The following is a 25713-nucleotide window of genomic DNA, read 5'->3' on the forward strand; positions in this document are numbered from 1 at the left end:
GCAAGGGGCGGCGTTCGGAGACGGCGTCGCCCTACCCCGCCGGGACCGGAGCGCTCGCCCCCACGTCATAAGGCCCGAACCTGATCGCCTCGACGCCCAGCCAGTCGTTCAGCTCCAGCATGCGCGCCTGGATCGGCTCGATCTCATTGAGATAGAAGATCTCCGCCGCCTTCTGCACGTCGCCGAACCCGCCCGCCGCCTGCGGCACGACGCCGAGCAGTTGCGGCGGCACCCGGTGCGCGGCCAGCACATCGTCCCGCGTCGTGTTCTTGATGCCGAGAAACTCATCCTTGGCCGCCACCTCGCTGATCGGGATGATCTGCACCCCGTCCTTCTTCCCGGCGGAGGCGTGGATAAACAGGTTCTTGAAATTGCCGACGCCCTTCGCGCCCTTGAGCTGCTCGCGGATCGCATCGACATCCTTGGCGTCCATCGACGGCTCGGACAGATAAAAGACAAAGCCCGCATGCGCGCCGTTGATGTAATAACGCCTGCGGAACAGGGTCGCCGCCTCGTTCAGGAACATCGACTGCAGCGCCGACAGATATTCCGGCACCCCGTAAAGCTCCTGGCTGACATCATGTTCGATCAGGTGAAACACCGCACCAGTCTTGAACTGATGCGGATCGTACCGGCCCGCCTCGTCGCGCAGGAAATAATAGCTGCCCGCCGCCACGCCCCGGCGCGTGAACAGCGCCAGGCTGTGATCGAGGCGCAAGGGCTGGCCGAGGCGATTATCGACCCGCTCCAGATAGGCGTTGCCCATCGCGACATAATCGAGCGCGAACCGCGCAAAGTTCGACCGGTTGAGCCACGGCGTCGGCTGAAACGTCTTGACCAGCAGGTTGCGCTTGACCGACAGCGCTGAATGATGGTGCGACGTGACATTCAGCACCCGCGCCAGCGACCGCAGATTGATCGGCGGCTCATACCACTGCCCGTTGGCCCAGCACTCGACATAGTCGAGCAGGTCGCGCCGATCGAGGACGCTCTCCGCATCCCCGAAGCTGAAGGCCGTCACAGCAGGCGCCGCCCCCGTCTTCGCGGTTTCCACGCCTCCCTCCGACGTGAAAATCTTTGAATTCTTGCTCATTGGAAAAACTCCACAGTCGTGCGCGATACGCCGTCCGTGGCGTCGAGCGGTTCAAAATAGAGGGCATGCAAAAGCGCCCAGGCCAAGTCGGCATGGCCTGTCTCTTCGGATCGGCGCGCCTTATAGGTGAGCTGGCGCTGTCCCTTGGTCAGTTCTGGATGGATCGAGATCAGCGCCAGGCAGAGGTCCGTCCACCCGGCGTCGAACTCGATGCGCCTGGCTTCAAAGACGGACCTGGCCTTATGGACCATCATGGTCTTGATCGCCGGATTGTACTGATAGCCCTGCACGGTCGGGAAGAACTTCTGCACAAGCTGGAAGACGGCGGCCCCCACGCCGGTCACGTCGATGCCGATGCGCGTGACATGGTACTTCGCGCACCACTCCTTGATCAGCCGCGCCTGCCCCTCGAAATTCAGCCCACGGAACTGCAGCTTGTCGATGATGCGGAACCTGCCCTTCGGCCCCACCGGCGGCGCGACGGCGATCAGCGAGGCGTTGTCGCCCTCGGAGCTCTCGTTGGGGTCATAGCCAAGCCAGACCTCCTTGTCGCCGAGCGGCCTGGTCGTGAAGGGCTTAAAATCGCGCCACACCTCCCAACTATCGACCATGCACGGCATGAGCAGCGCCATCGGGAAGGTCGAGGCGGAATCATCGACGAACTGGCAATCGAAAAGGTTGGCGAACTCCTCGACACTGTATTCAAACCTCAGATCCTCGATGTCGATCAGATCATAGCCGCTGTCGATCGCGTTTTGCAGCGTGACGATCTGGCGCCAGACCCGATCCGGCCCGCGCCTGCCAAGCTTTAACGCCTTATGGCTGACATCGACCCGGACGCGCTGATCCTTCGGACGCCGCTTGTTGAATCGCTCGCCCGACCACAGCCCATAGGCCTCGTGGTTGATCGTCGATGGCGTCGAAAACAGGGTGATCGTATAGCGCTTCTGCGTCGCCATCGCGCTGGCGACCTTATAGAGCTGCTCGAAGCCGTAGATCCAGAAGCACTCGTCGATGATGACGTCGCCATGATAGCCCTGGGCTGTGCGATAATTGGTGCCGAGGAAATAGAGCGACACCGACTCCAGCCGCTCGCCGTTCTCGTCCTCGCCCCGGTCGATGACCAGTGGATCGCCCTTCAGCTTGATGCCGGTTACCTGCTGGACGAACTCGACAATGTACTGCCGGAAGATATTGGCCTGGGCGCGGCTGGCCGAAATGAAGATCTGGTTGTTGCCGGTGATCAGCGCGCGCACCAACCGTTCGCGCGCGAAATGATAGGTCGCGCCGATCTGCCGCGACTTGAGCAGCATGCGAATGCGCTCGTTCTGCGCGTCCCACCAATCCTTCTGAAATGCATACGAACCCTGTAAAAGGGCCGCTTCCAGCTTGGCGCAGGCCTCGCGGTCGAGCAGGTTCGGACGGGCCTTTTTCTTCTCGCCCGCATTGCGGTTGCCAACCTTCGGATTGAGGTCGCCCTCATGGCCGCCGGGCGCCTCATAGCGCCGCACCCGCGCCATGCGCTCAACCTGACGACCCAACAGGTCGATCTCCTTGAAATCGCCGCCGGACTTCTTCTCCTTCAGGATCAAACGCTGCAACTGGACCTCAAGACAGTCCTCGACCCGCCGGATACACGAAGCGTCATCCCAGCCATCGCGCTCTTTCCAACTCTGCACGGTTGGGCGCTTCTGCCCCAGCTCCTCGGCGACCTCGGTCACGCCCCAGCCAAGCCAGTAGAGCGACCGCGCGCGTCTGCGGACGTCGAAAGGAACCGGCGATGGCGTCTCGGCTGACATGGCCCGACGATACGGCCCCGCCACGCGCGCGCGTGAGGCGCCCTGCATGTAAAAGCGCCTCTTACACATTGGCTTTGTTGCCTGATCTCCTGCGCGCGCCTCTCCTGAAGCCCAAAGCTTGAACCGCGCTACGGAGCCGCCTCGCCCATGCCCAAGACCAAATTCGTCCGCGTCGCCACCTCCGGCCCGACCATCGACGGTCGCAACATCGACCCGGCCCAACTGGAACAAATGGCCCAGACCTATGATCCGGTCACCTACACCGCCCGGATCAATCTGGAGCATTTCCGTGGCGTCACCGGCCAACCGCCGTTTCAGACCGGCGGCGACGTCCTCGCCCTGAAAACCGAGCCGATTGAACTCAATGTCGGTGGCAAAACCGAAAAGCGCACCGCCCTGCTGGCCGAACTGGACGTCAATGACGCATTCGTCGCGCTCAATAAGCAGGACCAGAAGGTCTTTTCCTCGGTCGAGATCCTGTCCAACTTCGCGGGCGGCGACAAAGCCTATCTGGCCGGTCTCGCCTTCACCGATTCGCCCGCCTCGCTCGGCACCGAACGCCTCCACTTCACCGCCCACGCCAAGGCGTATGGCAATCTGGTCTCGTCGCCGACCGAAGTGAAACTGGAATACAGCGACGCCAGCAAGGCCGAGGACGAAGCCGCCAAGCTGCGCGCCGGGATCACGGACTTCTTCAAGAACCTGTTCCCGCCCTCGAACAAGCCTGCCGACCCGCCCGCGACCTTCACACCGCCTCCGGTGGCGACGCCGCCCGCTGCCCAGCCCGCGACCTCGGTCCAGTTCGACTACGCCGCCTTCACCAAGTCGATCACCGACGGCTTCGCCAAGGTCGCCGAGGTGATCGACGCCAACCAGAAGGCGACCGACGCGCGCATCAACCAGTTCGAGCAGAACTTCAACACCCTGAAGACCCAGCTCGAAACCACCGAGTCCACCGACTACACGGCCCGCCCGCCCGCCACCGGCGGCAATGGCCAAACCCTGTCCGACTTCTAAGGAACCGAACGCATGCGCAACGACACCCGCGTCCTCGTCAATAGCTACATTTCCCACGTTGCGCGTCTGAATGGCGTCAGCGATGGCGACGTCCGCAACGACTTCACCGTCGTTCCCACCGTTCAGCAAAAGCTCTGGTCCAGGGTGCAGGAATCCAGCGCCTTCCTTCAACTGATCAATATGATCATGGTGGCCGAAATGGTCGGCTCGCTGGTCGGCATGGGCATCACCTCGACCATTGCCGGTCGCACGGACACTTCGACGGATGACCGCCTGGGCGATGATCCGACCGATCTCGACGAGCGCCAGTACAATCTGCAATTCACCGAGTTCGACGTCGCCATCCTGTGGTCGAAGCTCGATCAGTGGGCCAAGTTCCCGGACTTCCAGACCCGCTGGGCCGACCTGATCGCCCGACGTATCGCGCTCGACCTGATCATGGTCGGCTGGAACGGCGTCTCGATCGCCAAGCCGACCGACCGCGCCACCTATCCGCTCTTGCAGGACGTTAACAAGGGCTGGCTGCAAAAGATGCGCGAACAGAACGCAGCCCGCGTCATGACCGAAGGCGGCACGGCGGGTCACGTCTATTATGGCGAGGCGGGCGATTACAAAAACCTCGACGCCCTGGTCTATGACGCCAAGAACACCCTTCTGCCGACCTGGGCGAAGGATGACACCGGCCTGGTCGCAATTTGCAACCAGAACCTCCTGCACGATAAGTATTTCCCGCTGGTCAATAAGGATCAGGACGCCATGAACACTCTGGCGACCGACACCATCATGTCGACCAAGCGCCTCGGCGGCCTGCAGGCTATGGCCGTGCCGTTCTTCCCGGACGGCAAGATCTTCATCACCCGCCCGGACAATCTGTCGATCTACGCGCAGGAAGGAAAGCACCGCCGTCACATCATCGACAACCCGCGCCGCTCGCGCCTCGAAGACTTCCAGTCGGACAATCTTGACTACGTCATCGAGGATCTCGATTACGGCTGCCTGATCGAAAATATCGAACTCAAGGACGCCTAAACGCCCGCGTCAAGACCGCAGCGAGCCCTGCGCTCAAGCAGCGAAGCGGTAGCGCGAAACCAAGTACGGGCGGCGTCTCGCGTAACTGAGACGCCGCCATTTTCATAAGGAGACGCCGTATGGGCCTCAGCCCCGCTCAGATCCACCTCGCCCGCCATCGGGCCTCCGCTATCGCCCTCGCCGCAGGCGCGCTCGCCGCGTCATCCGTCCTCATCGCCCCGCCACACCCGGAAGACGGCGAGGACGCCCAGACCTACAAGCTGCTGATGACCAAGCTGCAGGAAGACAACTGGCGCCTGAAGGATATTCAATCGACCGAGAAGAAGATCGAGGCCAAGGGCCAGATGTTCGACGCCTATCAGGACTATGTCGACGCCGTGCTCGATGCTGGCGAAAGCACCGGCAAGGCCGTCCAGGACGAGATTGTCGTCACCATGATGATCTGGGCGCTGGACCTGACCTACTGGGACCGCGCGCTCGATATCGCCGAACACGTCCTCCGCTTCGGTCTGCAACTGCCGCAGCGCTTCAAACGCGACGCCCCGACCTTCGTGGTCGAACAGATCGCCGAGACCGCGCTGTCCGCCGCCAAACTCAACGAAGCCTTCCCGGTCGACACTCTGCAACGCGTCCTGGTTCTCGCCCAGCCCTACGACATTGTCGATATCGTCCAGGCCAAGCTGCGCAAGGCGCTCGGCTATCAATTGCAGCGCCTGGCCGCCCAGGACAGCGAAAACGGTCCGGCGGGCATGCACAAACACGCCCTCAGCGCCGCGCTCGAAATGTACGAGTCCGCTTTCCGCCTGTCGCCGAAGATCGGCGTCACGAAGGAAATCGAGGCCCTGAAGCGCCAGCTCAAAAAGCTGCCTGCGCCCGCGCAGGACGCGCCCGCCGAAACACCTCCCGAATCCGCCGACGGTTCATCCGCCGGCGCCTGACCCGCCCCACGGCGCCAGGGGGGCGGATCAACGCAGATCGGGTTTTTCTCCCCCGCATCCGCACCTGATCCTCACCCCCCTACCCGTCCTTTCCGGATCCGAGGCCCCTGGAATCGCCGCATATGTCCGACTTCATCGCCATCCCGCCCGATCCTGCATCGCCATCTGGCGCTACCGTTGCCGCTGGCGACTTCTGGCCCGCCATCGACCTCAACGATTTACGCGACGCCATGCGCATCGGCAATTCGGTCATCCCGGATCCGCGCCTGGTCATGGCCATAGAGGGCGCGATTCTGACTGCCTTCGACGACCTGTCCGACTGGCAGGCCGCGCAGGTCGCGGCGGGCTACGCCACCCTCGACGAGGTGGACGCCGCTGCGCCGGTCACTGTCGGCGACGGCAAACGCGCCGCCAAGCTCTGGAAACGCATAGTCTATGCCTATGCCTGCGCCGATCTGACCGAAACCCACCGCGATATGACCGCCACGGCCACCGGCGCCGAACGCGGCGACGTGATCGCCCTGACCGCCGACGATCATAAACGCAACGCTGTCCACGCCACGCGCCTGCTGCTGGGTCAGCGCCGCGTCACCTCCGAGCTGATCTGATGGCGGGGACTGCCCAAACCCTGACCGCCTACGCCCGGCAGGGCGACACGCTCGACCTCCTCGTCTGGCGCGAGCTGGGCGCGACCGAAGGCCTGGTCGAACAGGCGCTCGAACTCAATCGCGGCCTGGCCGATGCGGGCGCCATCCTGACCGAAGGCCAGGTGGTCATCCTGCCGCTCGTCCTGACCGCCCCGACGCCAACCACGGAGCTGGTTCAGCTCTGGTCCTGACCTGAGAGTGCCATTATGAACAAGCTCAACGCCCTGCGCGCCTTCCTGATCCAGTACGCGCCCGAACTGAAGCGCAACCCGGACAAGCTGCACATCTCAGCCACGCGCGGCAATCTGGAATCGTGGCTGACCGCCTCGCTCTCCTACGGTTACAGCTATGACGCCTCGATCGTCGTCGAGGACTTCGCCGGATCCCCGGATGAAATCTTCCTGCCCGTCCTTTTGTGGCTGCGCACCAACGAAGTCGCCCTCTTCCAGTCTATGACCGGCGGCGCATCGCCGATCTCGTTTCAGGTCGATCAGATCGACGCCAAGACCATCGACCTCGCCCTCACCCTGCCGCTGACCGAGGCGGTCGATGTCACGATGCAGAACGGCGGCTACCGGCTCGACCGCAGGCTAGAGCCGCCGCAGATCGACACCGGCCTGCAAATCGACATCCCGGACATTCCCGGCCTGCTCCAGCAGCTCTTCGGCAATGAGGATCAGCTCCTGCCTGACGAGGTATAGATATGGACCTCGATCTGTCCGGCTTCGACGGCCTCGAAGCGACCATTACCGACATCCTGTCGCGAACCGCCCCGGCGCACCGCAACCGCGCCTTGGCCGACATTGGCCGGATCCTGCGCCGCAGTCAGTCCGAGCGTATCAAGAAGCAGAAAAATCCGGATGGCGAGGCCTTTGCGCCGCGCAAAAAAAAGCTGCCGATGCGCAAGCATCTGTCGGCGACCAAATTCCTCTACCCGATGCACGGCTCCGGCGCGCCGCGCGTGGTGCTGATGAAGTCCTGGTCGTTCGTGGGCCGCAAATACGTCGTCGGCTTTGACATCGAGGAGGGCAAGACCCGGACCTTCCGCCGCGACAAAATCATCCGCTTCCTGAGCCTGGACGCCGCCGACCAGAACAAAAGCGCCGGGAAGTGGTACACCCCCGGCGTCAAAGAACAGGCGATGTTCAAGAAAATCCGGCTGCCCAAATGGCTGCAAGGCTGGTCGCAAGCGGACGCGGTCTCGGCAGGTTTCCGGGGCGACGTGGTCCGCATCGCCGACAGCCATCAGGAAGGCAAGGACTGGCACCCCGTGCGTGAACTGATCGGCCTGTCGGCTGAGGATGAGGCGATGATTATCGAGAAGATCGAGGATCTGACCGGCGCGAGCTGATCAGTGAAAGATCAGCGCCATAATGACGGCGAACATGCCGCTTCCGATGCCCGCCGCGAAGATCCACAGCCGCGCATAAATGCCCGACGTGTCCTTGCTCCGCTTTTCATCGAGCTTCAGGAGGCTGTCAGCGATTCCCTCCAGCGTCCTGGCCGTAGAGGCCTGCGCCTTCTCGATCCCCTCATATCGCAATGCGCAGATCCGCTCATGCGTCTCGATCTGACCAAGCGCCTGCTCGGCCTTGTGCAAAGCTTCACCGATCGTGGGTCGCATTACTTCACCGCCTCCGCGCTGATCTTCGCCTGCGCCTCAGCCCAGTCCCAAAGCTGCTGATACTTCACCTCTTCGGTGCGGCACTGCTCGATGTCGGCGGTGTGGGCGTCGAGGAGGGCAGAGAGTGGAACGGCTGAGGGCTGGGCCGCAGCGCCTCCGGAGGCTGACGGTAGGCCGGACACATCGCCAGCGGCGGCGGCGTTCCACACGCTGATAGCGAGGTCAGGCAGAGGATAGGCATGATCCACTTGAGGCGTGACAATGGCGGGCGTTGCGACCGCGATGGTGCGATAGACGACATGGACCTTCTCCTGTTGCTCGACAGCGGCGGAGGTCGCCGAGCTGGCGCTGGCGTCCTCCGCCTTTTCAACCTTGGCGACCGCCTTTTCCTGCACCCGGGTCGGCGCCGGGTGGTAGGTCAGCGCCCGCGTGAAATACCCGCCGCTGAACGCGGCGACGGCGACCAGCAGCGCCACGGCGGCTTCTTTGACGATCTGGACGGGATCGCTCATGACAGCGCCCTCACGCAGGTGCGCGTCTCGTCTTGACGCCGATTCCACAAGCCGCGTACCCAGACGTGATTATCGTAGGACCAGCGCACGAGCTGCGCGCATCCGCCCTCGATGTCGCCCGCCTTGAAGAGCCGCGCCATCGTCGACGAACAGTAGGCCATCCCGCCAACATTGAACGCGAAATCTATGGTCGCGCCAGAGGCGTATCGATTGAAAAAAAGCGTCGGCGTACAGCTCAGAATAGCGTTCACCGCTACGGCTTTATCAGCGTCTTCAAACGCCCTGCATTCATCATGCGTATACGTCCGACCCGGAACGACATTTGCGCCAGTATGCCCCTTGCAGACAGTCCAGACGCCGCCGCCATCGCGGTATGGCGTGAAGCGATAGCCCTCCCACCGATCCGCGAGAGGCTGCGCCACCGCCAGAGCGGCGGCGATCATTGCCGCCGTGACGCCGTAACCTTTCGCCTTGTCATAGTTGATGCCGCCGCCAGCAGCATCGCCCATGCGCCTGATCCACGCGCCCAGCTTCAAAAGCCGGGCCTTGACCTCATCCTGTACGATGGGCTTGGCCAGCAAGCCAAAAACGCCCAGTGCGAACCCAACCGGCCCGGCCAGCTTCGGGCCAACGAACGGGAGCATGCCGGGCAGCAGCTGGAGGCCGAGATGCGGCAACGCCAAGAGACACCACTGCGCCCAGCCGAGCAGGATAAGGGCGGCGCCCCACAGCCATGTGGACCAGTGTTTCAGCCATGTCTTGAGATCGAGCATCGCCGCCGCCTATTCCATGATCAGCATAAGGTCCGACAGAACCGTCGGCGGAATCGGGTTCAACTCGGTTTTGAAGTCGGCTTCGCGCAGAATGACGAGATCGACCTCGATCTCTGTTCGCAGCAATGCCGAAATTTCTTCCTCCATGCGCCCCCTGTCGTCATTCGCCCGGACGACTTCATTGCGCGCGGCCTCGTAAGCCTGGACCTCGGTGCGCAACGTCCTGAAGTTCTTCGCCAGGCTGAATCGGGTCGCGCCGGTGAAATCATAGGGAACCTGCACGGGGCGATTCTTGCCGCCATCGGTGACGATCTTGTTGTAGCCGCTAAGCTGAGCGATGGAATTCGCCAGTTCAACGGCTTCTGAAATCCTGAGTTTCATGGTGGTTCCTTAGGCTGCAATGAGGCCATGACCGGACGAAATCGCCGGATCGTATAAATCGTCGATCAACGCGCCGAGCACCTGCGCGACGTCTTCGACGGTCGCGGTCGCGGTATCGAATTCGGACCGCGTCTTGACGCCCGTCCAGCGAGACCAGCCGGTTTTTCGCTCGCCAACCACCTGATGGTCGTTGATCGCGTAGTTTTTCCCGGCAGAAAGATTGATGCCGTATTCAGAGACGTAGCCGACAAAGCTGCCGTCCGCCGAAAAGGCGATCAGCCCGCCTGCGCCAAGGGCGTTAAGAGAGATGTTCTGTCCGTATGCCCCGAGATCCGCGCCGCCCTTCGCCCGGAAATTGAAGGCGATATCCGCGTCGCTTCCCTGGGCGGCAAGTTCAACGGCCTGCCCGCTGCCAGCGCCGCAGTTGACCAGAAGGCCGTTGACTGATGTCGCAGTGTAGTAGGCCTGGAAGGCGGTGACGCCGCCGCCATTGGAGAACAGGACGCCGTCGTCGCCGAACTCCATGCGGATCAGCCCGCCCGCCGTCGTGACCGAGGACAATAGCTGCGCCTTGATCGCGCCGCTGCTATCATACCAGTTCAACGCATGCCTGCGCGCCAGCGCCACAGCCTCCGCGTTCGTCACATCCGCATCGAGGCCGTCGGATCCCTCCAGCGCGTACTGGTGAAACACGACGCCGGAGCGCGCGCGCGCCGTATGGGTGGCGTCGTTGGAAAGAATGCCGATGTGGGCGGAAATCAGAGCCTGATCGAGGCCGCCGCTGGCGCTCTCACCGCCTGCGGCGACCCAGGCGGCGACAACTTGGCCGGACGCTGGGAACATGTTGTAGGGGGTGATGGCGGGCGCGTCGTCACCGCAGGAGGCGTCAATTTCCAGCCCCTGGGTGACGCCCAGCACACCGGCTTCCCTCCGCGCGGTCCCGTAAAGCGCCCAACTGCCGGAATCGTCGCCTACGGTGGCGCGAATGGAAAAGCCTGCGACGCCGATGGATGCGCTCGCTCCGGTTCCTACCGCGCTCGACCGGGCGATGCCTGAGACGGCGATTTCATTGAGATCGGCGATGCCGTTAAAGGTGGCCGCGTCCCTCAGATAGGCATAGTTGCCTCCGGCAAGGCCCGCGATCCAGGCGGTGTCGTGGCCGCGCAGGATCCGGCCTGTTTCGACATTGCTCAGATCGCTTGCAGCGCGGCTGCTGATATCGTCGGGGCTGGCCGGGATATAACCGAGAAGCTCAGCCAGCTTTCCAGCGTTCAGGATTTGGAGATTAAGCGGCATGATCTTTCCCGGACATGTCGCTTAAGCGTCACCGCTGGCCTTGAGGATCGCCATAGCCAGCCTGTGTAAAAGCTCCTCTTACATACCTACGCCCGCGCGAAAACAGGCGGCTTCGGCTGTGATGGCGGCATGGCCGGGAATACGATTGACCTGTCTCAGGTGCCTGCGCCCGACGTCGTCGAGGCGCTGTCCTATGAGAGCATTCTTGCGGGTTTTACGGCCCGCATGAGCGAACTCATGCCTGAATTCGACGTCAGCGACGAGTCAGACCCGGCGGTCAAGGTGATGCAGATCGCCGCCTACCGTGAAACGCTGATACGGCAGCGCGTCAATGATGCGGCCCGCGCGACCATGCTGGCCTATGCTCAGAAGGGCGACCTTGACAATCTGGGACTGTTGCTGGCGACGCCCCGGCTCGATGGCGAAAACGATGACGACTACCGCGCGCGCCTGACCACGGCGCCGGACGGCTTCTCGATCGCCGGTCCTTCAGGAGCTTATGTCTATCACGCCAAATCGGCCAGCCAGGATATCGCCGACGCGACCGCTATCAGCCCATCGCCGGGCGACGTGCTGGTCACCATCCTCTCAAAAGCAGGGGATGGCGCAGCCGATGAAGCCCTGATTGCGCTGGTGACCGCCGCCCTGACGGAAGACGCGGTCCGCCCCATGACCGATAATGTCACGGTCGAGGGCGCCGCCATCGTCGAATACGCCATCGATATCGACATCTACACCTATGCCGGTCCCGACTCGTCTCTCGTACTCGGTTCAGCCCAGACAGCGGTTGAGTCGTATGTCGCCAGCAACAGGAAGCTTGGACGCGACATTACCCTGAACGGTCTGCATGCCGCCGTTCGGGTCTCTGGCGTTCAGAACGCGATCATCAACAGCCCCGCCGCCGATGTCGTCATCGATGACACCCAGGCCGCCTATTGCACCAATATCGCCCTCCATAATGTGGGGACGGGCGAATGAGCCTTTTGCCGCCCAACGCCAACAGTCTTGAACTCAGCCTTGAGGCGGTGACGACCGAGTCCAATGTGCCGACGCCGCTTCAGGCTCTGTGGTCGGCGGATGACTGCCCGGTATCGCTTCTGCCGTGGCTGGCCTGGTCGCTTGGCGTCCGCTCATGGGATCCGACCTGGTCGGAGGCCATCAAGCGAAACCAGATCCGACAGGCCATACCGCAGGCCCGTCAGCTCGGCACGGTGCAATCGGTCAAGAATATCGTTCATGCCTTCGGCCAGAATGTCGCCATGCGCGAATGGTTTCAGACCGACCCGGTCGGCGAGCCGCATACCTTCTCCGTTGTCGTGTCTGCAAGCGGGCAAGGCGCGCCCGAAGACGAAGCCGCCTTTATCGAAGCCCTTGGGAAAGAGATCGAGCGCGTCAAGCCGCTTCGCTCGCACTTCACCCTGTCACAGGGCCTTTCCTCGATATCGTCACTCGGCGTCATCGCCGCGACCCGCGCCGCCCTGTCGGGCCGGATGAACGCCGCCGCGCCGGATGCGTCCGGCGACATGATCTACCCCACCTATTTTGTCGCGGATGACGGCGCTTATTTCGCGCTGGACGGCGGCGAACTGCTTGTTACGGAGGCCACATGAGCCTGATCGTCACCGTTACCGACGCCGGGCGCGCCGCCCTGGTCGCCGCGAACCACGCCGGGACGAACGCCGTCACGATTGCCTCGGTAGGCCTGTCGGAAACTGAGGTTGCGCCGACAACGGCCATGACGGCGCTTCCGGACGAACTGAAGCAGATTGCGACAATCTCCGGCGCCACGACAGCTTTCGACACCATCCACGTCACCATCAAGGATGAAACCGGCGACGTCTATTCGATGCGCTCCTTCGGTCTTTATCTGTCAGATGGGACGCTGTTCGCGCTCTACGGCCAGGCAGACCCGATCCTTGAAAAATCAGCGGTCGCTCTTCTGCTCCTCTCGATCGACGTTCAGTTTGCCGATGTCCTCGCGGACGCGATTACCTTTGGCGACGCCAGCTTCATCAATCCCTCAGCGACGACGGATGCGCAGGGTGTCGTAGAGCTGGCGACGCCCGCAGAGACCCAGGCTGGCCTGGACGCCCTTCGCGCTGTGACGCCTGTAGGCCTTTTGTCAGCCTTTACAAACTGGCTGGCCTCATTTTCCGTTTGGCGCGCCTCGAACGACGGCGCAGGCTCCGGACTTGATGCAGATCTGCTCGATGGTCTGGACTCGACCGCATTTGTCCGCACCACAGCCAGCGCAACGACGGACGCAAGAGGGATCGTCGAGCTGGCGACGGCGGCGGAAACCCAGACCGGCGCTGACGCCGCGCGCGCGGTGACGCCATCCGGTCTTTTGTCAGCCTTCACCGGATGGCTGTCTTCCTTCGCCGTCTGGCGCGCCTCAAACGACGGCGCAGGCTCCGGGCTGGACGCCGACCTGCTCGATGGTCTGGACTCGACCGCATTTGTCCGCACCACAGCCAGCGCAACGACGGACGCCAGAGGGATCGTCGAGCTGGCGACGGCGGCGGAAACCCAGACCGGCGCAGACGGCACACGGGCTGTGACGCCTATGGGTGCATTGTCAGCCTTTACCGGCTGGCTGGCCTCTTTTGGCGTCTGGCGCGCCTCGAACGATGGCGCAGGATCCGGGCTTGACGCGGATCTGCTGGATGGCCAGCAGGGCTCCTGGTTCACGGACATCGTCGCGCGTCTTGGCTTCACGCCCGTCCAGCAAGGCGGCGGCTCCGGTCAGCTTGCGAACAAAATCTATATCGGCTGGTCCGGCAGCCGCCTGAAGGCGCAGGTTGACGTCACAGACCAGGGCAATCTTCTGACGGATGCGGCCTTGCTGGGGATTGACGGCGCGGGCTCCGGTCTCGACGCAGATCTGCTCGATGGTCACGATAGCGGATATTTCCTGCCCGCTTCGTCCTATTCCGCTCCCGACGTGAAGGCCAAGATGCTGACTCAGGATGGCGCGGGATCCGGTCTCGACGCGGATCTGCTCGATGGCCTGGATTCATCGGCCCTGGTGCAAAAAGTCAACATCATGACTGACCTGGCTGCGGCGATGAACAGCGCTGGCGGCGGCGGCGCACTGCCTGCCTACCAGTTCGAAATTGGCGATTACCTTGTCCAGATGGGCTGGGCCATGACCGTGGGCGCCAATCAGACCGAGTGGGTCGCCTTTCCTCGCAATTTCTCGGAACCACCCTGGGCATTGGCGGGACGCCGGACATCCGGCCCCGTGGCCAATTCCGACTCGGGCGGCGGCATCGAAGGATCGCCAGCCGTCAACGGTATGACCGTAAGAAACACGACCGCCGGTTCGACAATCGACATCCCCTGGGTCGCTGTCGGCAAAAAATAAGGAGCCATCATGAAAACCACCATCGGCAAGTACAATGACAAGACCCGCCAGGTGCCGGTCAAATTCGTCGAAGGCGGCGTGACGCATAATCGCGACGTGAACGCCTGTCATGACGACAGCGGTAAATATGACGCCAAGGCGACAGCCAGCCGCGTCGAAGAGGTCGCTCGCGGCGTCGCGCACAAGATCGCGATCGGCGTCATCTCCTGATCGTTTCAGGCTGATCGCCTGTAAAAGGCGCTCTTACACCGATGATGACTGGCGGCGGACCAACCCGCCGCCATCATGCCGTCATGACGTCCGCACACCATGACATCCCCGCGACCATCGGCGACATGATCCGCAAAGGCGTGATCGAGTCGGTGGACGGTGCGCGCGCCGTCATCAAATGCGGCGACATCGTCTCGCCGCCCCTGCCCTGGTTCAGCCTTGCAGGCTTCTTCTCGCTCTGGGTCGCCCCAACGATGGGGCAGCAAGCCATGGTGCTATGTCCCGATGGCGATATCGGCGGCGGCGTCATCCTGCACGGCCTGTTCTCCGACGCCTTTCCTGCCCCCGGCGAAGGTCCATCCATCGTCCTCAAATGCGGCGACGGCTCGACCTTCACCTATGACGCAGACGCTAAGAAGCTAAGCGTCTCCCTCGTCGCCGCCGCGCTCGAAATCACCGCCCCGAACGGCGCCAGCCTGATCGCCGACATGGACCACGACGGCAATTTGCACGTGACCGGCGACGTCACCTTCGACGCCAATGTCTCGATCGGTGGCGACCTCGACGTGAAGGGCAATTCCACCCTTGGCGACGGCGCGGACAAGGCCGCCAAACGCGCCGATGACAGCCCTGCGACCACGGTGATGATGAAATGACCGTTGGGATGGACCGCAACACCGGAAAGCGCATCGACGGCCTGCCGCGCATCGCCCAGCGCATCGCCGACGTGCTGACGACGCCCAAGGGCTCACGCGTCATGCGCCGCGACTACGGCTCGATCCTGCCGAAGCTGATCGACATGCCCGACAACGCCGCCACACGACTCCTGCTCGGCGCGGCCTCCGCCGCCGCCATCGCGCGCTGGATCCCGGAGATCAGCCTCACCAGCGCCAAAATCATCGACGGCGGCGCGGACGGCAGGGCCAAGCTGGCCATCGCCGGTTACCGCCTCGACCTGCCGAAACAGCCTGACTTCTCGCTCAACATCTCGCTTTAGGGACCGCCGCCATGCCCGTGCAACACGGAATTAAAATCGCTGAAACCACGACGGGGACGCGCCCGATCACGATTGCCGGGGCTTCGGTCATCGGCCTGGTCGCGATTGCTTCCGACGCAGACGTCGCCACCTTTCCCCTCGACACCGCCGTCCTGATCACGGATGTGCAAAGCGCGGTCGGCAAGGCGGGGGCGGACGGCTCACTGGCCAAGGCCCTGCAGGCCATCGCCGATCAGTGCAACGCCCAGGTCGTGGTGGTGCGGGTTACGGAAGGCGCGGACAGCGCCGCCACCGATACGGCCATCATCGGCACGACCACGCCGGAGGGCAAGTTCACCGGCCTGAAGGCGCTCCTGTCCGCCCAGACCCAGCTTGGCGTCAAACCGAAGATCCTCGGCGTTCCCGGCTATGACACGCAGGCCGTCACGACCGAGTTGGTCGCGATCGCGCAAAAGCTCAAGGCCATGGCCTATGCGCGCGCCCAGGCCGACATCATCGCCGACGCCGTGACCTACAAGGCCAACTTCTCAGACCGCGAACTGATGCTGATCTGGCCGGACTTCACGGGTTTTTCCGGAGACGCGGTAGCCCGCGCCCTGGGGACGCGCGCGCGCATCGATTCCGAGGCAGGCTGGAATCGCTCACTCTCCAACTACGCCGTCAATGGCGTGACCGGGATCAGCGCCGACGTCCATTGGGACATGGGTGGCGAAAATACCGACGCCGCTACGCTTAACGACGCCGCCATCACCACCCTGATCCGAAACAGCGGCTTCCGCTTCTGGGGCAACCGCACCTGTTCCGATGACCCGCTTTACGCATTTGAGGTCGCCACGCGCACCAATTACGTGCTGCAGGAGACCATCGCCGCAGGCCTGACCTGGGCGATGGATAAGCCGATCACCGCCGCTCTGGTCAAGGACATCCTCGAAACGATCAACGCCGCCTTCCGCAGCCTGACCAATCAGGGCCTGATCATCGGCGCCACGGCCTGGTACAACGAGGCCCTCAACAGCCAGGTCAATCTGGCGGGCGGCAAACTGGCCATCTCCTACGACTTCACGCCATGCGCGCCGCTGGAGTCGCTGACCATCAACACCACCATCACCGACACCTACTACGCCAGCCTGTCTTCGCAACTGGCGGCGTAACCTTCAGGAGACCGCGCTATGGGCCTGCCCCGCAAACTCAAGAATATGAACCTGTTCGAAGACGGCGGCTCGATGCTGGGCGTTGTCTCCGAAGTCACCCCGCCGAAGCTGGCCGTCAAGACCGAGGACTATCGCGGCGCTGGCATGCCTGGCCCGGTGGCGATCGATATGGGCCTCGAAAAGCTGGAGCTGAGCTACAAGACCGGCGGCCTGTCGGCATCGGCGATGCGGATATTCGGCGCGCCCGCGCTCGATGCGACCCTGCACCGCTGGGTCGGCTCCTATCAGGACGACTCGACCGGAAAATGGACGGCGGTCGAGATCGTCACGCGCGGGCGCCATACCACGATGGACATGGGGACCGCCAAGCCCGGCGAGTCGGGCGACCAGACCACCACCGTCTCGCTCAGCTACTACAAACTCACCATCGACGGCGTCGACATCATCGAGATCGACATGCTGGCCTCGATCTATGTCGTCAACGGCGTCGACCGCTATGCGGAAATGCGTCAAATCCTCGGAATCTAAGCCATGACGAAAATCTCGGAACCTATCGAACTGGCTGAGCCGATCGCGCGCGAAAGCGGCGCGGTCGAAAAGGTGCAGGTGCGCAAACCCTATGGCGGCGAGCTGCGCGGCCTTGAGATCGGCTCGATCATTCGCGGCGACTACGACCAGGTCAAGGTTCTGCTGTCGCGCTGCACCGTGCCTCTGTTGCAGGTCCACGAGGTCGAAACGCTCGACCCCTTCGACCTGGGCGCTCTGTCCGGCACCCTGACCGGTTTTTTTATTCAGAGGCCGAGCAAGGCTTCCTCGGCGGATCAGTAGAGGAGATCGTCGCGGACATCGCCGCGATCTACCATTGGCAACCCGACTACCTCTACGGCCTGACGCTCGACGAGCTGTACGCCCACCAGCAGCGCGCCCTGCGCCGCTATCAGCTCATGAATGGCATAGACGAGGATTAAATGGCCGAGAAGAAATTAGCCGTATCTGTCTTCCTCAAGGGCTTCGACAGCCTGTCCGGTCCGCTCAAGGCCCTGATGGGCGTGTCGGAAGACGCCAAAGGCAAGATCCGCGCCCTGAGCGACGAGGCGCGCGCCCAGAAGGGTGAGCTGGCGAGCTTACGCGACCAGATGAAGCGCAATAATGGCGGCACGGACGAGATGCGCCGCCGCGAAGCCGAACTGGCCGCGCAACTGGAAAAGACCACCCAGCGCATCGACCTCGAAAAGGCCGCGCAGAAGCGCCTGACTCAGGCGCGCGAGGACGCCCGCAAAGCAAGGGACGCGGGGACGAAGAACCTCGCCATCGGCGCAGGCCTGGCCGCGCCGCTGATCCTCGCCGGAAAGGCCGCGTCGGATTTTCAGGATGGCATGACCGACATCCGCCAGAAGGCTAACCTGAGCGCTGACGCGACCCAGAAGCTGGAGAACCGCATCATGCTGGCTGCGCGCGCGGCGGGCCAGATGCCGGAGGAGATGCGCAAGGGCGTCGATTATCTGACAGGCGCTGGCGTCACCGACACCAGGCAGCTCATGGGCATTATCACGCCAGTCTCTCGTGCAGCCACCGCCTATCGCGCGCAGATCCAAGATCTAGCGCAAGCTTCATTCGCGGCCACAAGTAATCTGAAAGTGCCCTTCAACCAGACGGCGCTTGCTATCGACATGATGGCTCAAGCCGGGAAGGATGGGAACTTTGAAATCAAAGATATGGCCATGTATTTCCCGCAGCTCGCCGCAGCAGCGCAGGGGCTTGGACAACACGGCGTTAGTGCCGTGGCAGATTTGGCATCAGCCTTACAAATCGCTCGAATGGCAACCGGCGATTCTGCTACAGCGGCTAACAACGTCCAGAACCTGCTAGCCAAGATCAACTCGAACGAGACGGTGGCGAACTTCAAAAAGTTCGGTATCGACCTGCCCGCCGCCATGAAGAAGGCCTATGCCGAGGGCAAGACGCCGCTCGAAGCCATCTCGGAGCTGACCAAAAAGGCGACCGGCGGCGACCTGTCCAGGATCCCGCAACTGTTCAACGACATGCAGGTCCAGAACGCCCTGCGCCCGCTGATCCAGAATATGGACGAATACCGCAAGATCCGCGCCGACGCCATGAAGGCGGCGGGAACGGTGGATAGCGACTTCCAGATCCGATCACAGAACGCCTCGGTGCAGGCGCGGATCCTCGCGGGCGATGTCCAGCATGTCGCCGTGGTGCTGGGCGAACAGATGCTGCCCGCCGTCAACTCCGTCGCCGGTCCGATCGTCCATCTGGCTGACGCCGTCGCCAACTGGTCGGATAAGCACAAGACGGCGTCCGGCATCCTGACCGGAGCGGTCGCCGGAATCGCCGCGCTCAACCTGGTCGTCGGCGCCGGGCGTCTCGCCTATGCCGGGACGGTCGGGCCGGTCATGAAGCTCTACAACGCCTATATGTTCCTAAAGAAATCGGCCATCGTCGCCCAGGTCTGGACCGCCGCCAGCACATTCTTAAGCGGCGCGATGACGGCGGTGCGCGCAGGCATGATCGCCGGAGCGCAGGGCGTATGGACCTTTACGGCGGCGCTGCTGGCCAACCCGGTGACATGGATCGTCGTCGCCATCGTCGCGGCAGTCGGCCTACTGGCCTTCGGCGTCTATGAGTTGATCAAGCACTGGGACAAGGTCGGGCCGTGGCTGTCGAACCTCTGGACCAATATCAAACATATCTTCGTCACAGGCGTCCACTGGGCGTGGCAGGCCTTCCTCAACTTCACCCCGCTCGGCTGGTTCATCCAGTCGGTCTCGCCTGCGCTCGACTGGCTGCGCAAGATCGACATGCTGGGAATCGGTAAACACCTGATCGACGGCCTGATCGGCGGCATCATGGCCAAATGGACCGCCCTGAAATCGACCATCAAATCGGTGGCCGATGGCGCGGCCAACTGGTTCAAACAGCATCTCGGCATCCATTCGCCGTCGCGCGTCTTTATGGCCTTCGGCGGCAATATCGCCGAGGGCCTGCGTCAAGGCATCGAGGGCGGCATGGACGGCCCGATGCGCCAGACCCGGCGCATGGCGGGCGGCGTCATCGGCGCCATGACCCTGACCGCGCCCGGCATGGCCGCCGCCGCCCCGCCGCGCGACCTGCCGCCTCCGCCCGCACAAAACATCACCATCCATATCCACACCCAGCCGGGTCAGGACGCGGAAGCCATCGCCAAGGCCGTGCGCGCCGAGCTGGACCGCCATGCCGAGGCGCTGGACGCAAAAAAACGCTCGGCCTTCCGTGACGACGAGGATTAAGCCGACATGCTGATGGCGCTCGACACCTTCATCTTCCGCACCGACACCCTGCTGTATCAGGAATTGCAGCGCCAGACCGAATGGAAGTTCGCCAGCGCCGAACGCTTCGGCGTGCGCGACGCCAGCCAGTTTATCGGTCCGGGGGCGGACAAGATCACCCTGCCCTTCATCATCTATCCGGGTCAGTTCGGCCTCTATTCCTCGCTCGACACCCTGCGCGACATGGCCGATCAGGGCGAGGCCTGGCAGCTCATGGCCGGGACCGGCGACATCCTCGGCTACTGGTCGATCCGCTCGATCTCCGACCGCCGTTCCAACCTGTTCAGCGATGGCGTGGCGCGCAAGAGCGACGGGGCGATCGAGTTGCAACGCGAGGCGGCGTAAATGGCCGCAGGACTTCCCTATGCCGACTGGAAGGCGACACTGGCCGGAGAGGACATCACCGACCGCCTGAAGCCGCGCCTGCTGGGCCTGACGCTCAACGAAAAACGCGGCGGCGAGGCCGACCAGCTCGACATCACGCTCGATGATTCCGACGGCAAACTGTCCCTGCCGCCGACTGGCGTGACGCTCTCGCTGCAAATGGGCTGGAAGCGCGGCGCGAACCTGCCGATCGGCCTGATCGACAAGGGCGACTTCAAGATCGACGAGCGAAGCTGGGAAGGCCCGCCGGACAAGATCGTGCTGCGCGCGCGCTCGGCGGACCTGACCGGCAATTTCCGCATCCGCCGCGAACGCAGCTTCGTCGGACAAACCGTGCAGGCCGTCATCGGTCTGCTGGCGGCGGAAAACGGCCTCACCGCCAAGATCGATCCGGATCTCGCTGCCGAGATCATCCCGGCTCTCGGCCACGGCGCGAAATCCGACGCCGCCCTGCTCCAGGAGCTGGGCCATCGCTTCGACGCCATCGCGACGGTCAAGGCCAGAAACCTTATCTTCTCTGCCGCAGGCAAGGGCGTCACCACCTCCGGCTTGATCATCCCGCCCCTGACCATCGACCGCAGCCAGTGCGGCCAGGCGCGCTTCGAAGAGGCCGACCGGGGCCAGTACGGCGGGGTCGAGGCCAAATGGCACGATCTGGCCACCGGAACCCAAAAAACCGCGCTGGCGGGCGCGGACAATCCGCCGCCGAAACGCCTGCGCAAGATCTACGCCACCGAAGCCGACGCCATCCGCGCCGCCAAATCCGAACTGAGCCGCATGAAGCGCGGCAAGGCCCGCCTCACCTTCCCCCTCGCCCTGGGCCGCCCCGACCTATACCCTGACCGCCCGATCGAGGTCACCGGCTTTAAAGCCGAGATCAATGCGCTGAAATGGCTGGTCGCCGAAACCTCCCACAGCATGGACGGACGCGGTGGGCTGATGACGCGGTTGCAGTTGGAAGCGGGTTAATATCCCGCTATCTCCCGGATCATCTCCGCCTTGTCCCCAGCAAGCTCCGCCGCCGCCGCCAAGACAGTCAACTGCGCTCGCTGATCGCGATGCGCCGATGCGGCCAGATGGTCGAGCGCCGTGCGCATCGCCAGCGCGATCCGCCCCAGATCGTTGGCGGCATTGATGATGTCGGCATGCAGAACTGTCGTCACGATTTTCCCCTCGCTCATATGTTCCACATTTGTTCCATTTTCGCGACGCGCGAGTCAAGCTAAGGCGTTAAGCAACATTAACCTTTCTGTGGAAATATCCGCGCCATGTTCGCCGCCGCCCTGCTCGCCTGCCAACTTGTCGTCATCGACGGCGATACGCTCAAATGCGGCAAAGAGCATATCCGCCTGCTCGGCATAGACGCCCCGGAATTGCCCGGCCACTGCCGCAAAGGCCGCGCCTGTGTGGCGGGCGATCCCTTCGCCAGCCGCGCCAGCCTGCAAGCCGCCATCCGCTCAGGCCCGGCGCGCATCCAGCGCGTCGGCAAGGACCGCTATGGCCGCACCCTGGCCGAGGTCTGGTCCGGCGCAAAGAACCTCTCCTGCTGGCAAATAAAACAGCGCGCGGCGGTGTACGTCGCGCGCTGGGATAATGATCAATTGACCGCTAAGGCGTGTCCGAACCTATTTTGACGCCATATGGCTCAACGACACCTTCTTGCCGTCGATCTCAACAGACCAGGTCTGAGGATCGAACCGGGTGGCCGAGACCTCGAAAACCTTCGCATCGGTCTGCGCTACATCTGGATTAAGATCGCTGGCCAGCTTCGCGTTTTGCGAAGTGTCTTCCATCTGGTAGGCGACGGTTTTACCGCCGTCTGAACTGTACTCAGTGCCATTGCCATCAACCAGTTTTGCTTCCGGGAGGCTGAAGGCGCTGATCGGCTTATCCCCGATATTCTTGATCCGCGTCTTGACCACGACCAGAACGGCGCCGTCGCCCGCATTTTCATAGCCATATTCAATCCCGACCTTTTTGCGGGTGAAAACATCCGTGACGGCGATCTCCATATCGTCGTCTTTAAAAGTGTCGCCGATCTGCGACTGCGCTGTCGGCGCCGCCGCTGTGGCGTCGTTGTCTGAACTGTTCGACGACGACGAGCCGCAGGCCGTCAAAAAAAGCAAAGCGGTAAAACAAATTGCGTGAGATTTAACCATAATAATACCCCTCCAGTGATTACACCGGAGGGGTGTCACGTTTTAATCTGCAACGTCAAGCCGCAAAGGCTATTCCGCCGCAATAAGTTGTTGCTGCAAGGCGAACACCCAGCAGTGCATGGCGCGCCCAAATCGCGTGTTCACCGGTTTGGCGGCGATAAAGCCGGACTCCGGCGACAGCCGCAGCGCGTTCAGCAAACCTGATGAAACACATAAATTTATGTGTTCCCGCGCGCAGACCTTTTTCAGCCAGGCCGGACTCACGGCCAGAAAGCGATCCGGCTGGCGATGCGCATTCGGTTCGATGCCGCGCGCCCGCAGAGCCTCCAGCGCCGCCCAGAAAGGCGTGGTCACATTATCGTGAGCCAGCGCCTTCGGCGCCAGCGCCGCAATATCTGCCTCGCCCATATCAAGCTGACCCAGAGTCCGTTGCAACATAGCCGCGCTCTGCCGCAGCGCCTCCGGATTGCGCGTAATCTGGATCTTATCCATCAGCCGTGTCACTTCGCGTTGCAGCGTGACCCGCTCCTGCGCGTTCGGGAAGGGTCTTCGATCTTTTGGCCTATCACCGAAGAAATGAGCCCTAATCGCATCCAAAGCTTCGCGTTGAAATAGCCCCACAAGGTGACGTATTTTTTCGTCCTTAATGCGATCAATAGAAATTCCGACAAGCCACCCTAAAAACATCGTGAGTTCGAGCGTCGTCATTTTCTGAACGCCGCCCGCTGAAGGTATCTCCTTTACGGAGATACCTTCCCGCAAAATCGGATTCTTTGAGATGCGTTTATGTTGACCGCCCCAGTCGAGCCCGAAGGCTTCTACGATAGGCTTCATGATGACATCTACGCGCCCCATACTCTCAACAGCATGGATAGATGCGTCGTGAAACGGTATAATCTCATATCTCATCGAGCAACCTCCCCAGCATCGACAATCGCAAAGCCAGCCCGGCGAAATGCGGCCATAAGCGCCTCTTGTTCTTTCTTTTCGTGCGACAGCGGCTGGCCATCCAAGGCACGATACTCCGCCAAATACAGGCGGTAGATACGGCGGCATTGCGGTGTGTCGCCGACTTTCATTATCTCGATGACACCGGCGCAGTTGATGAGATAGCCGCCATCGACATCGGCGGGAATGAACTTCGTTTCGGAAATAGGCGGGTGCAGTTGGGTGATCGGTTTCATGCGGCATTCTCCATGATCATATGCGCCTTGTCGGACACCAGTTCGCAGGCGGCGGCAAAGGCGAAGAGTTGATGAACGGCGTCGCCGTGCGTCTGGCCGGATAGGGCTTCGAGCGCGCGGGACAGATGAAGCGCCGTGATCGAGATCGATTCGGCGGCGTCATGGATGTCGCGGAGGGTGGTGATATTCATTATCTCGTTTCCTTTTCGAAGAGAGGAGCAGTTTCGACGCTGCGCCCTGGTGGCCGGATGTTCGAAACTCGACGAGAGGCGAGCACACACGTCTTTAGGCTCGCGCCACTGGACATGCACGTGTGTCATCCGGCCATAGGAAAGGAAGTCGCTAAGGCGATTTCGGAGCCTGCTGGCCGCTCTCGTCTTGACGGGTTTCGACGCCCGGACGCTCAGGGTGCGCCCGATCCCGCCGTCTTGTCAAGAGCGCGGCCTCGTGGTCGCGACGCGCCTCCGCTCGCGCCAGCGCCCGCACCAGCCTGCGCAATCCCGCCTTAGCCGCCGCTTTCGCCGTGCTAATCTCGGCATCCGTCATCGGCGGCATAGGCAGGATTTCGACGACAGGCTGAGAAACTCTCACCACCACACTGGCGTGACCGCAATCGCCCAGGCGACCAGAACGCCGAGAATCAGCCACGGAACCAGACTGACCGGCCTGTGGCGCGCGTCGAAGTCTTCCGTTGGCGCCAGACGCGGCGCGGGCGCCCGCGCCTGCTCACGCGCAAAAGCCTCGCCTGCCGGAATCGGCGCCCGTTCGCCCACGGCCAACCGGTCAGCCTGGGCGTACCACCAGGCCTTAGCCTTCTCGTCGGTCGCCGTCTCCGCCGCCTCGATCATGGCCAGCTCGCGCCGCTGCGCGATCGTGCGGCGCGGGCCGGGAATGCCGCGCAGATAATCGCCGCGACGCGGTTCCGTCTTGACGCTCTGAACCTTGCCGTCATCGGAAATTACCGTGATGTCCCCGTCAGGGTGGCCGGGATCGACGCCGATAACGGTCTGACGCGCAAAGGTCTTACCGATCCGGCGCGCAGGCATGGCGATGACCTTACCCATCACGCCGCCTCCTTAATCTGCAAGGCTTCGACCAGATTGACAGCAGCCAAATCTCCATAGCCGTGCGCGACCAGAAAGTCCGCAAACGACAATTCGTCGATCTCCACGTCGATTTCGTAGCTGTCGCCAATATCGGCCAGAAGCGCGGCATAGGTTCTGTAACCGAAACCACGCGCCATCGCTTCAAGCCTGTGCGTATGTTTCACTTCTACAAGGGCCTCTTTCAGGCGGCGCTTGAAATTCTCCAGTCGGGCAGGATTTATCCGGATCATCACGCCGCCCTCACCTGCTGAAGGTCGACCGGACCCGCCGAGCGCTCGATATCGGCGGGCGTCAGATTGATAATCTCGCCGTCATGACCGAGGAAGGTGTGCAGGAAAACCGTAAGCGCGCGCACCTCCGGCATCGCCATATTCGCCAGCAGTTCCATCAGGCCCGGCGCGCGGTGATAGAGTTCGGCCATCTCGCCCGACCAGTCGCCATAGCCGGTCAGCTTCGAATGTTCCGGCGGCGGCAGTATCTCGACCGGCGAGCATTCCAGCGCGGTGCAGATCTCGACCAGCTTTGAGCAACTCACGCGATTGGAGCCGCGCTCATATTTCTGAACCTGCTGGAAGGTCAGGTCGATCCGTTCGGCCAGAGCCTCCTGCGACATTTTCCTGACGCGACGAAGACGGCGGATATTGGCCCCGACGGCGAGGTCGATCGGGTGCGGCGCGTGATCTTGTGACATTCGGTTGTTTCTCCTATGCCTTGATGGCA

36 protein-coding genes are annotated in these 25713 nt (G+C 62.6%); 21 read left to right on the forward strand and 15 right to left on the reverse strand.

Going from position 1 to position 25713, the window contains the following annotated elements:
- Window positions 1–31: 31 nt before the first annotated feature.
- Together ACTHLA_RS01480 and ACTHLA_RS01485 are read right to left on the reverse strand one after the other, a co-directional pair.
- On the reverse strand, window positions 32–1054 hold the full coding sequence (locus tag ACTHLA_RS01480; protein WP_440184528.1) for a phage portal protein: 1023 nt from the start codon (window positions 1052–1054) through the stop codon (window positions 32–34).
- Window positions 1055–1089: 35 nt separating this feature from the next.
- Window positions 1090–2940 (reverse strand): terminase large subunit domain-containing protein, encoded by a 1851-nt coding sequence (locus tag ACTHLA_RS01485; protein WP_440184530.1) that lies wholly within the window; start codon window positions 2938–2940, stop codon window positions 1090–1092.
- Between the two features lie 99 nt (window positions 2941–3039).
- Between ACTHLA_RS01485 and ACTHLA_RS01490 the strand changes: the two genes are divergently transcribed.
- From ACTHLA_RS01490 to ACTHLA_RS01520, 7 genes are all read left to right on the forward strand, one after another.
- Window positions 3040–3909, forward strand: a complete 870-nt coding sequence (locus tag ACTHLA_RS01490; protein ID WP_440184532.1) for a GPO family capsid scaffolding protein — start codon at window positions 3040–3042, stop codon at window positions 3907–3909.
- A gap of 12 nt (window positions 3910–3921) precedes the next feature.
- Complete coding sequence (locus ACTHLA_RS01495) at window positions 3922–4938, forward strand: phage major capsid protein, P2 family (protein ID WP_440184534.1); 1017 nt, start codon at window positions 3922–3924, stop codon at window positions 4936–4938.
- A 119-nt stretch (window positions 4939–5057) separates the two neighbouring features.
- Window positions 5058–5876, forward strand: coding sequence for a phage terminase small subunit (gene gpM, locus ACTHLA_RS01500; protein WP_440184537.1), 819 nt, complete (start codon window positions 5058–5060; stop codon window positions 5874–5876).
- Window positions 5877–5998: 122 nt separating this feature from the next.
- A complete protein-coding gene (locus ACTHLA_RS01505; RefSeq protein WP_440184539.1) occupies window positions 5999–6484 on the forward strand; it encodes a head completion/stabilization protein in 486 nt (161 codons plus the stop codon).
- Window positions 6484–6714, forward strand: coding sequence for a tail protein X (locus tag ACTHLA_RS01510; protein ID WP_440184542.1), 231 nt, complete (start codon window positions 6484–6486; stop codon window positions 6712–6714). Before ACTHLA_RS01505 ends, ACTHLA_RS01510 begins: the two co-directional genes overlap by 1 nt.
- Before the next feature lie 15 nt (window positions 6715–6729).
- Window positions 6730–7224 carry a phage tail protein gene (locus ACTHLA_RS01515; protein ID WP_440184545.1) on the forward strand — a complete coding sequence of 165 codons (495 nt, stop codon included), beginning with the start codon at window positions 6730–6732 and terminating at the stop codon, window positions 7222–7224.
- A gap of 2 nt (window positions 7225–7226) precedes the next feature.
- Window positions 7227–7874: a phage virion morphogenesis protein gene (locus ACTHLA_RS01520; RefSeq protein ID WP_440184547.1), complete on the forward strand. Its 648-nt coding sequence runs from the start codon at window positions 7227–7229 to the stop codon at window positions 7872–7874.
- On the opposite strand, the gene ACTHLA_RS01525 is transcribed toward ACTHLA_RS01520, so the two are convergent.
- The 5 genes from ACTHLA_RS01525 to ACTHLA_RS01545 are packed head-to-tail and all read right to left on the reverse strand — an operon-like array spanning window position 7875 to window position 11109.
- On the reverse strand, window positions 7875–8147 hold the full coding sequence (locus ACTHLA_RS01525) for a hypothetical protein (protein ID WP_440184550.1): 273 nt from the start codon (window positions 8145–8147) through the stop codon (window positions 7875–7877). It abuts the gene before it with no gap.
- On the reverse strand, window positions 8147–8659 hold the full coding sequence (locus ACTHLA_RS01530; RefSeq protein WP_440184553.1) for a hypothetical protein: 513 nt from the start codon (window positions 8657–8659) through the stop codon (window positions 8147–8149). Before ACTHLA_RS01530 ends, ACTHLA_RS01525 begins: the two co-directional genes overlap by 1 nt.
- On the reverse strand, window positions 8656–9432 hold the full coding sequence (locus ACTHLA_RS01535) for a lysozyme (RefSeq protein WP_440184555.1): 777 nt from the start codon (window positions 9430–9432) through the stop codon (window positions 8656–8658). The genes ACTHLA_RS01530 and ACTHLA_RS01535 overlap by 4 nt, the downstream gene beginning before the upstream one ends.
- 9 nt (window positions 9433–9441) lie before the next feature.
- Window positions 9442–9813 (reverse strand): hypothetical protein, encoded by a 372-nt coding sequence (locus tag ACTHLA_RS01540; protein WP_440184558.1) that lies wholly within the window; start codon window positions 9811–9813, stop codon window positions 9442–9444.
- Between the two features lie 9 nt (window positions 9814–9822).
- On the reverse strand, window positions 9823–11109 hold the full coding sequence (locus tag ACTHLA_RS01545) for a hypothetical protein (RefSeq protein ID WP_440184560.1): 1287 nt from the start codon (window positions 11107–11109) through the stop codon (window positions 9823–9825).
- A 129-nt stretch (window positions 11110–11238) separates the two neighbouring features.
- On the opposite strand from ACTHLA_RS01545, the gene ACTHLA_RS01550 reads away from it, so the two are divergent.
- From ACTHLA_RS01550 to ACTHLA_RS01610, 13 genes are all read left to right on the forward strand, one after another.
- Entirely contained in the window at window positions 11239–12087 is an 849-nt protein-coding gene (locus ACTHLA_RS01550; protein WP_440184562.1) for a baseplate assembly protein, read from the forward strand.
- The gene (locus tag ACTHLA_RS01555; protein WP_440184565.1) at window positions 12084–12719 is read left to right on the forward strand and encodes a phage tail protein I; all 636 of its coding nucleotides are present in this window, start codon (window positions 12084–12086) and stop codon (window positions 12717–12719) included. Before ACTHLA_RS01550 ends, ACTHLA_RS01555 begins: the two co-directional genes overlap by 4 nt.
- Entirely contained in the window at window positions 12716–14476 is a 1761-nt protein-coding gene (locus ACTHLA_RS01560; protein ID WP_440184568.1) for a hypothetical protein, read from the forward strand. The genes ACTHLA_RS01555 and ACTHLA_RS01560 overlap by 4 nt, the downstream gene beginning before the upstream one ends.
- A 9-nt stretch (window positions 14477–14485) precedes the next feature.
- Entirely contained in the window at window positions 14486–14686 is a 201-nt protein-coding gene (locus tag ACTHLA_RS01565) for a hypothetical protein (protein WP_440184571.1), read from the forward strand.
- An 83-nt stretch (window positions 14687–14769) separates the two neighbouring features.
- Window positions 14770–15342 carry a phage baseplate assembly protein V gene (locus ACTHLA_RS01570; RefSeq protein ID WP_440184573.1) on the forward strand — a complete coding sequence of 191 codons (573 nt, stop codon included), beginning with the start codon at window positions 14770–14772 and terminating at the stop codon, window positions 15340–15342.
- Window positions 15339–15683, forward strand: a complete 345-nt coding sequence (locus tag ACTHLA_RS01575; RefSeq protein WP_440184576.1) for a GPW/gp25 family protein — start codon at window positions 15339–15341, stop codon at window positions 15681–15683. Before ACTHLA_RS01570 ends, ACTHLA_RS01575 begins: the two co-directional genes overlap by 4 nt.
- A gap of 11 nt (window positions 15684–15694) precedes the next feature.
- Entirely contained in the window at window positions 15695–16834 is a 1140-nt protein-coding gene (locus tag ACTHLA_RS01580; RefSeq protein ID WP_440184579.1) for a phage tail sheath subtilisin-like domain-containing protein, read from the forward strand.
- Between the two features lie 18 nt (window positions 16835–16852).
- Window positions 16853–17362 carry a phage major tail tube protein gene (locus ACTHLA_RS01585; RefSeq protein WP_440184581.1) on the forward strand — a complete coding sequence of 170 codons (510 nt, stop codon included), beginning with the start codon at window positions 16853–16855 and terminating at the stop codon, window positions 17360–17362.
- A gap of 3 nt (window positions 17363–17365) precedes the next feature.
- Window positions 17366–17662, forward strand: coding sequence for a phage tail assembly protein (locus ACTHLA_RS01590; RefSeq protein ID WP_440184584.1), 297 nt, complete (start codon window positions 17366–17368; stop codon window positions 17660–17662).
- 17 nt (window positions 17663–17679) lie between these two features.
- Entirely contained in the window at window positions 17680–17802 is a 123-nt protein-coding gene (locus tag ACTHLA_RS01595) for a GpE family phage tail protein (protein WP_440184657.1), read from the forward strand.
- Complete coding sequence (locus ACTHLA_RS01600) at window positions 17803–20121, forward strand: phage tail tape measure protein (RefSeq protein ID WP_440184587.1); 2319 nt, start codon at window positions 17803–17805, stop codon at window positions 20119–20121. It abuts the gene before it with no gap.
- A 6-nt stretch (window positions 20122–20127) separates the two neighbouring features.
- A complete protein-coding gene (locus ACTHLA_RS01605; RefSeq protein WP_440184590.1) occupies window positions 20128–20505 on the forward strand; it encodes a phage tail protein in 378 nt (125 codons plus the stop codon).
- Window positions 20506–21513 (forward strand): phage late control D family protein, encoded by a 1008-nt coding sequence (locus ACTHLA_RS01610; protein WP_440184592.1) that lies wholly within the window; start codon window positions 20506–20508, stop codon window positions 21511–21513.
- Here ACTHLA_RS01610 and ACTHLA_RS01615 read toward each other — a convergent pair.
- Window positions 21510–21725, reverse strand: coding sequence for a hypothetical protein (locus tag ACTHLA_RS01615; RefSeq protein ID WP_440184594.1), 216 nt, complete (start codon window positions 21723–21725; stop codon window positions 21510–21512). The two genes, ACTHLA_RS01610 and ACTHLA_RS01615, sit on opposite strands and share 4 nt — an antisense overlap.
- An 87-nt stretch (window positions 21726–21812) precedes the next feature.
- On the opposite strand from ACTHLA_RS01615, the gene ACTHLA_RS01620 reads away from it, so the two are divergent.
- Complete coding sequence (locus ACTHLA_RS01620) at window positions 21813–22178, forward strand: thermonuclease family protein (protein WP_440184597.1); 366 nt, start codon at window positions 21813–21815, stop codon at window positions 22176–22178.
- On the opposite strand, the gene ACTHLA_RS01625 is transcribed toward ACTHLA_RS01620, so the two are convergent.
- The 7 genes from ACTHLA_RS01625 to ACTHLA_RS01655 form a co-directional block, all read right to left on the reverse strand.
- Window positions 22170–22703 (reverse strand): DUF4352 domain-containing protein, encoded by a 534-nt coding sequence (locus ACTHLA_RS01625; protein ID WP_440184599.1) that lies wholly within the window; start codon window positions 22701–22703, stop codon window positions 22170–22172. The two genes, ACTHLA_RS01620 and ACTHLA_RS01625, sit on opposite strands and share 9 nt — an antisense overlap.
- 69 nt (window positions 22704–22772) lie before the next feature.
- The gene (locus ACTHLA_RS01630; RefSeq protein WP_440184602.1) at window positions 22773–23612 is read right to left on the reverse strand and encodes a phage antirepressor N-terminal domain-containing protein; all 840 of its coding nucleotides are present in this window, start codon (window positions 23610–23612) and stop codon (window positions 22773–22775) included.
- Window positions 23609–23887: a hypothetical protein gene (locus ACTHLA_RS01635; protein ID WP_440184605.1), complete on the reverse strand. Its 279-nt coding sequence runs from the start codon at window positions 23885–23887 to the stop codon at window positions 23609–23611. The genes ACTHLA_RS01630 and ACTHLA_RS01635 overlap by 4 nt, the downstream gene beginning before the upstream one ends.
- A complete protein-coding gene (locus ACTHLA_RS01640; RefSeq protein ID WP_440184607.1) occupies window positions 23884–24078 on the reverse strand; it encodes a hypothetical protein in 195 nt (64 codons plus the stop codon). Before ACTHLA_RS01640 ends, ACTHLA_RS01635 begins: the two co-directional genes overlap by 4 nt.
- A 396-nt stretch (window positions 24079–24474) precedes the next feature.
- Complete coding sequence (locus ACTHLA_RS01645; protein WP_440184609.1) at window positions 24475–24951, reverse strand: hypothetical protein; 477 nt, start codon at window positions 24949–24951, stop codon at window positions 24475–24477.
- Window positions 24951–25226 (reverse strand): hypothetical protein, encoded by a 276-nt coding sequence (locus ACTHLA_RS01650; RefSeq protein ID WP_440184611.1) that lies wholly within the window; start codon window positions 25224–25226, stop codon window positions 24951–24953. The genes ACTHLA_RS01645 and ACTHLA_RS01650 overlap by 1 nt, the downstream gene beginning before the upstream one ends.
- On the reverse strand, window positions 25223–25684 hold the full coding sequence (locus tag ACTHLA_RS01655) for a helix-turn-helix domain-containing protein (protein ID WP_440184614.1): 462 nt from the start codon (window positions 25682–25684) through the stop codon (window positions 25223–25225). Before ACTHLA_RS01655 ends, ACTHLA_RS01650 begins: the two co-directional genes overlap by 4 nt.
- Between the last annotated feature and the right edge of the window lie 29 nt (window positions 25685–25713).

The sequence above is a fragment of the Asticcacaulis sp. genome (assembly GCF_051956075.1).
In the GTDB taxonomy this organism is placed as follows: Bacteria; Pseudomonadota; Alphaproteobacteria; order Caulobacterales; family Caulobacteraceae; genus Asticcacaulis.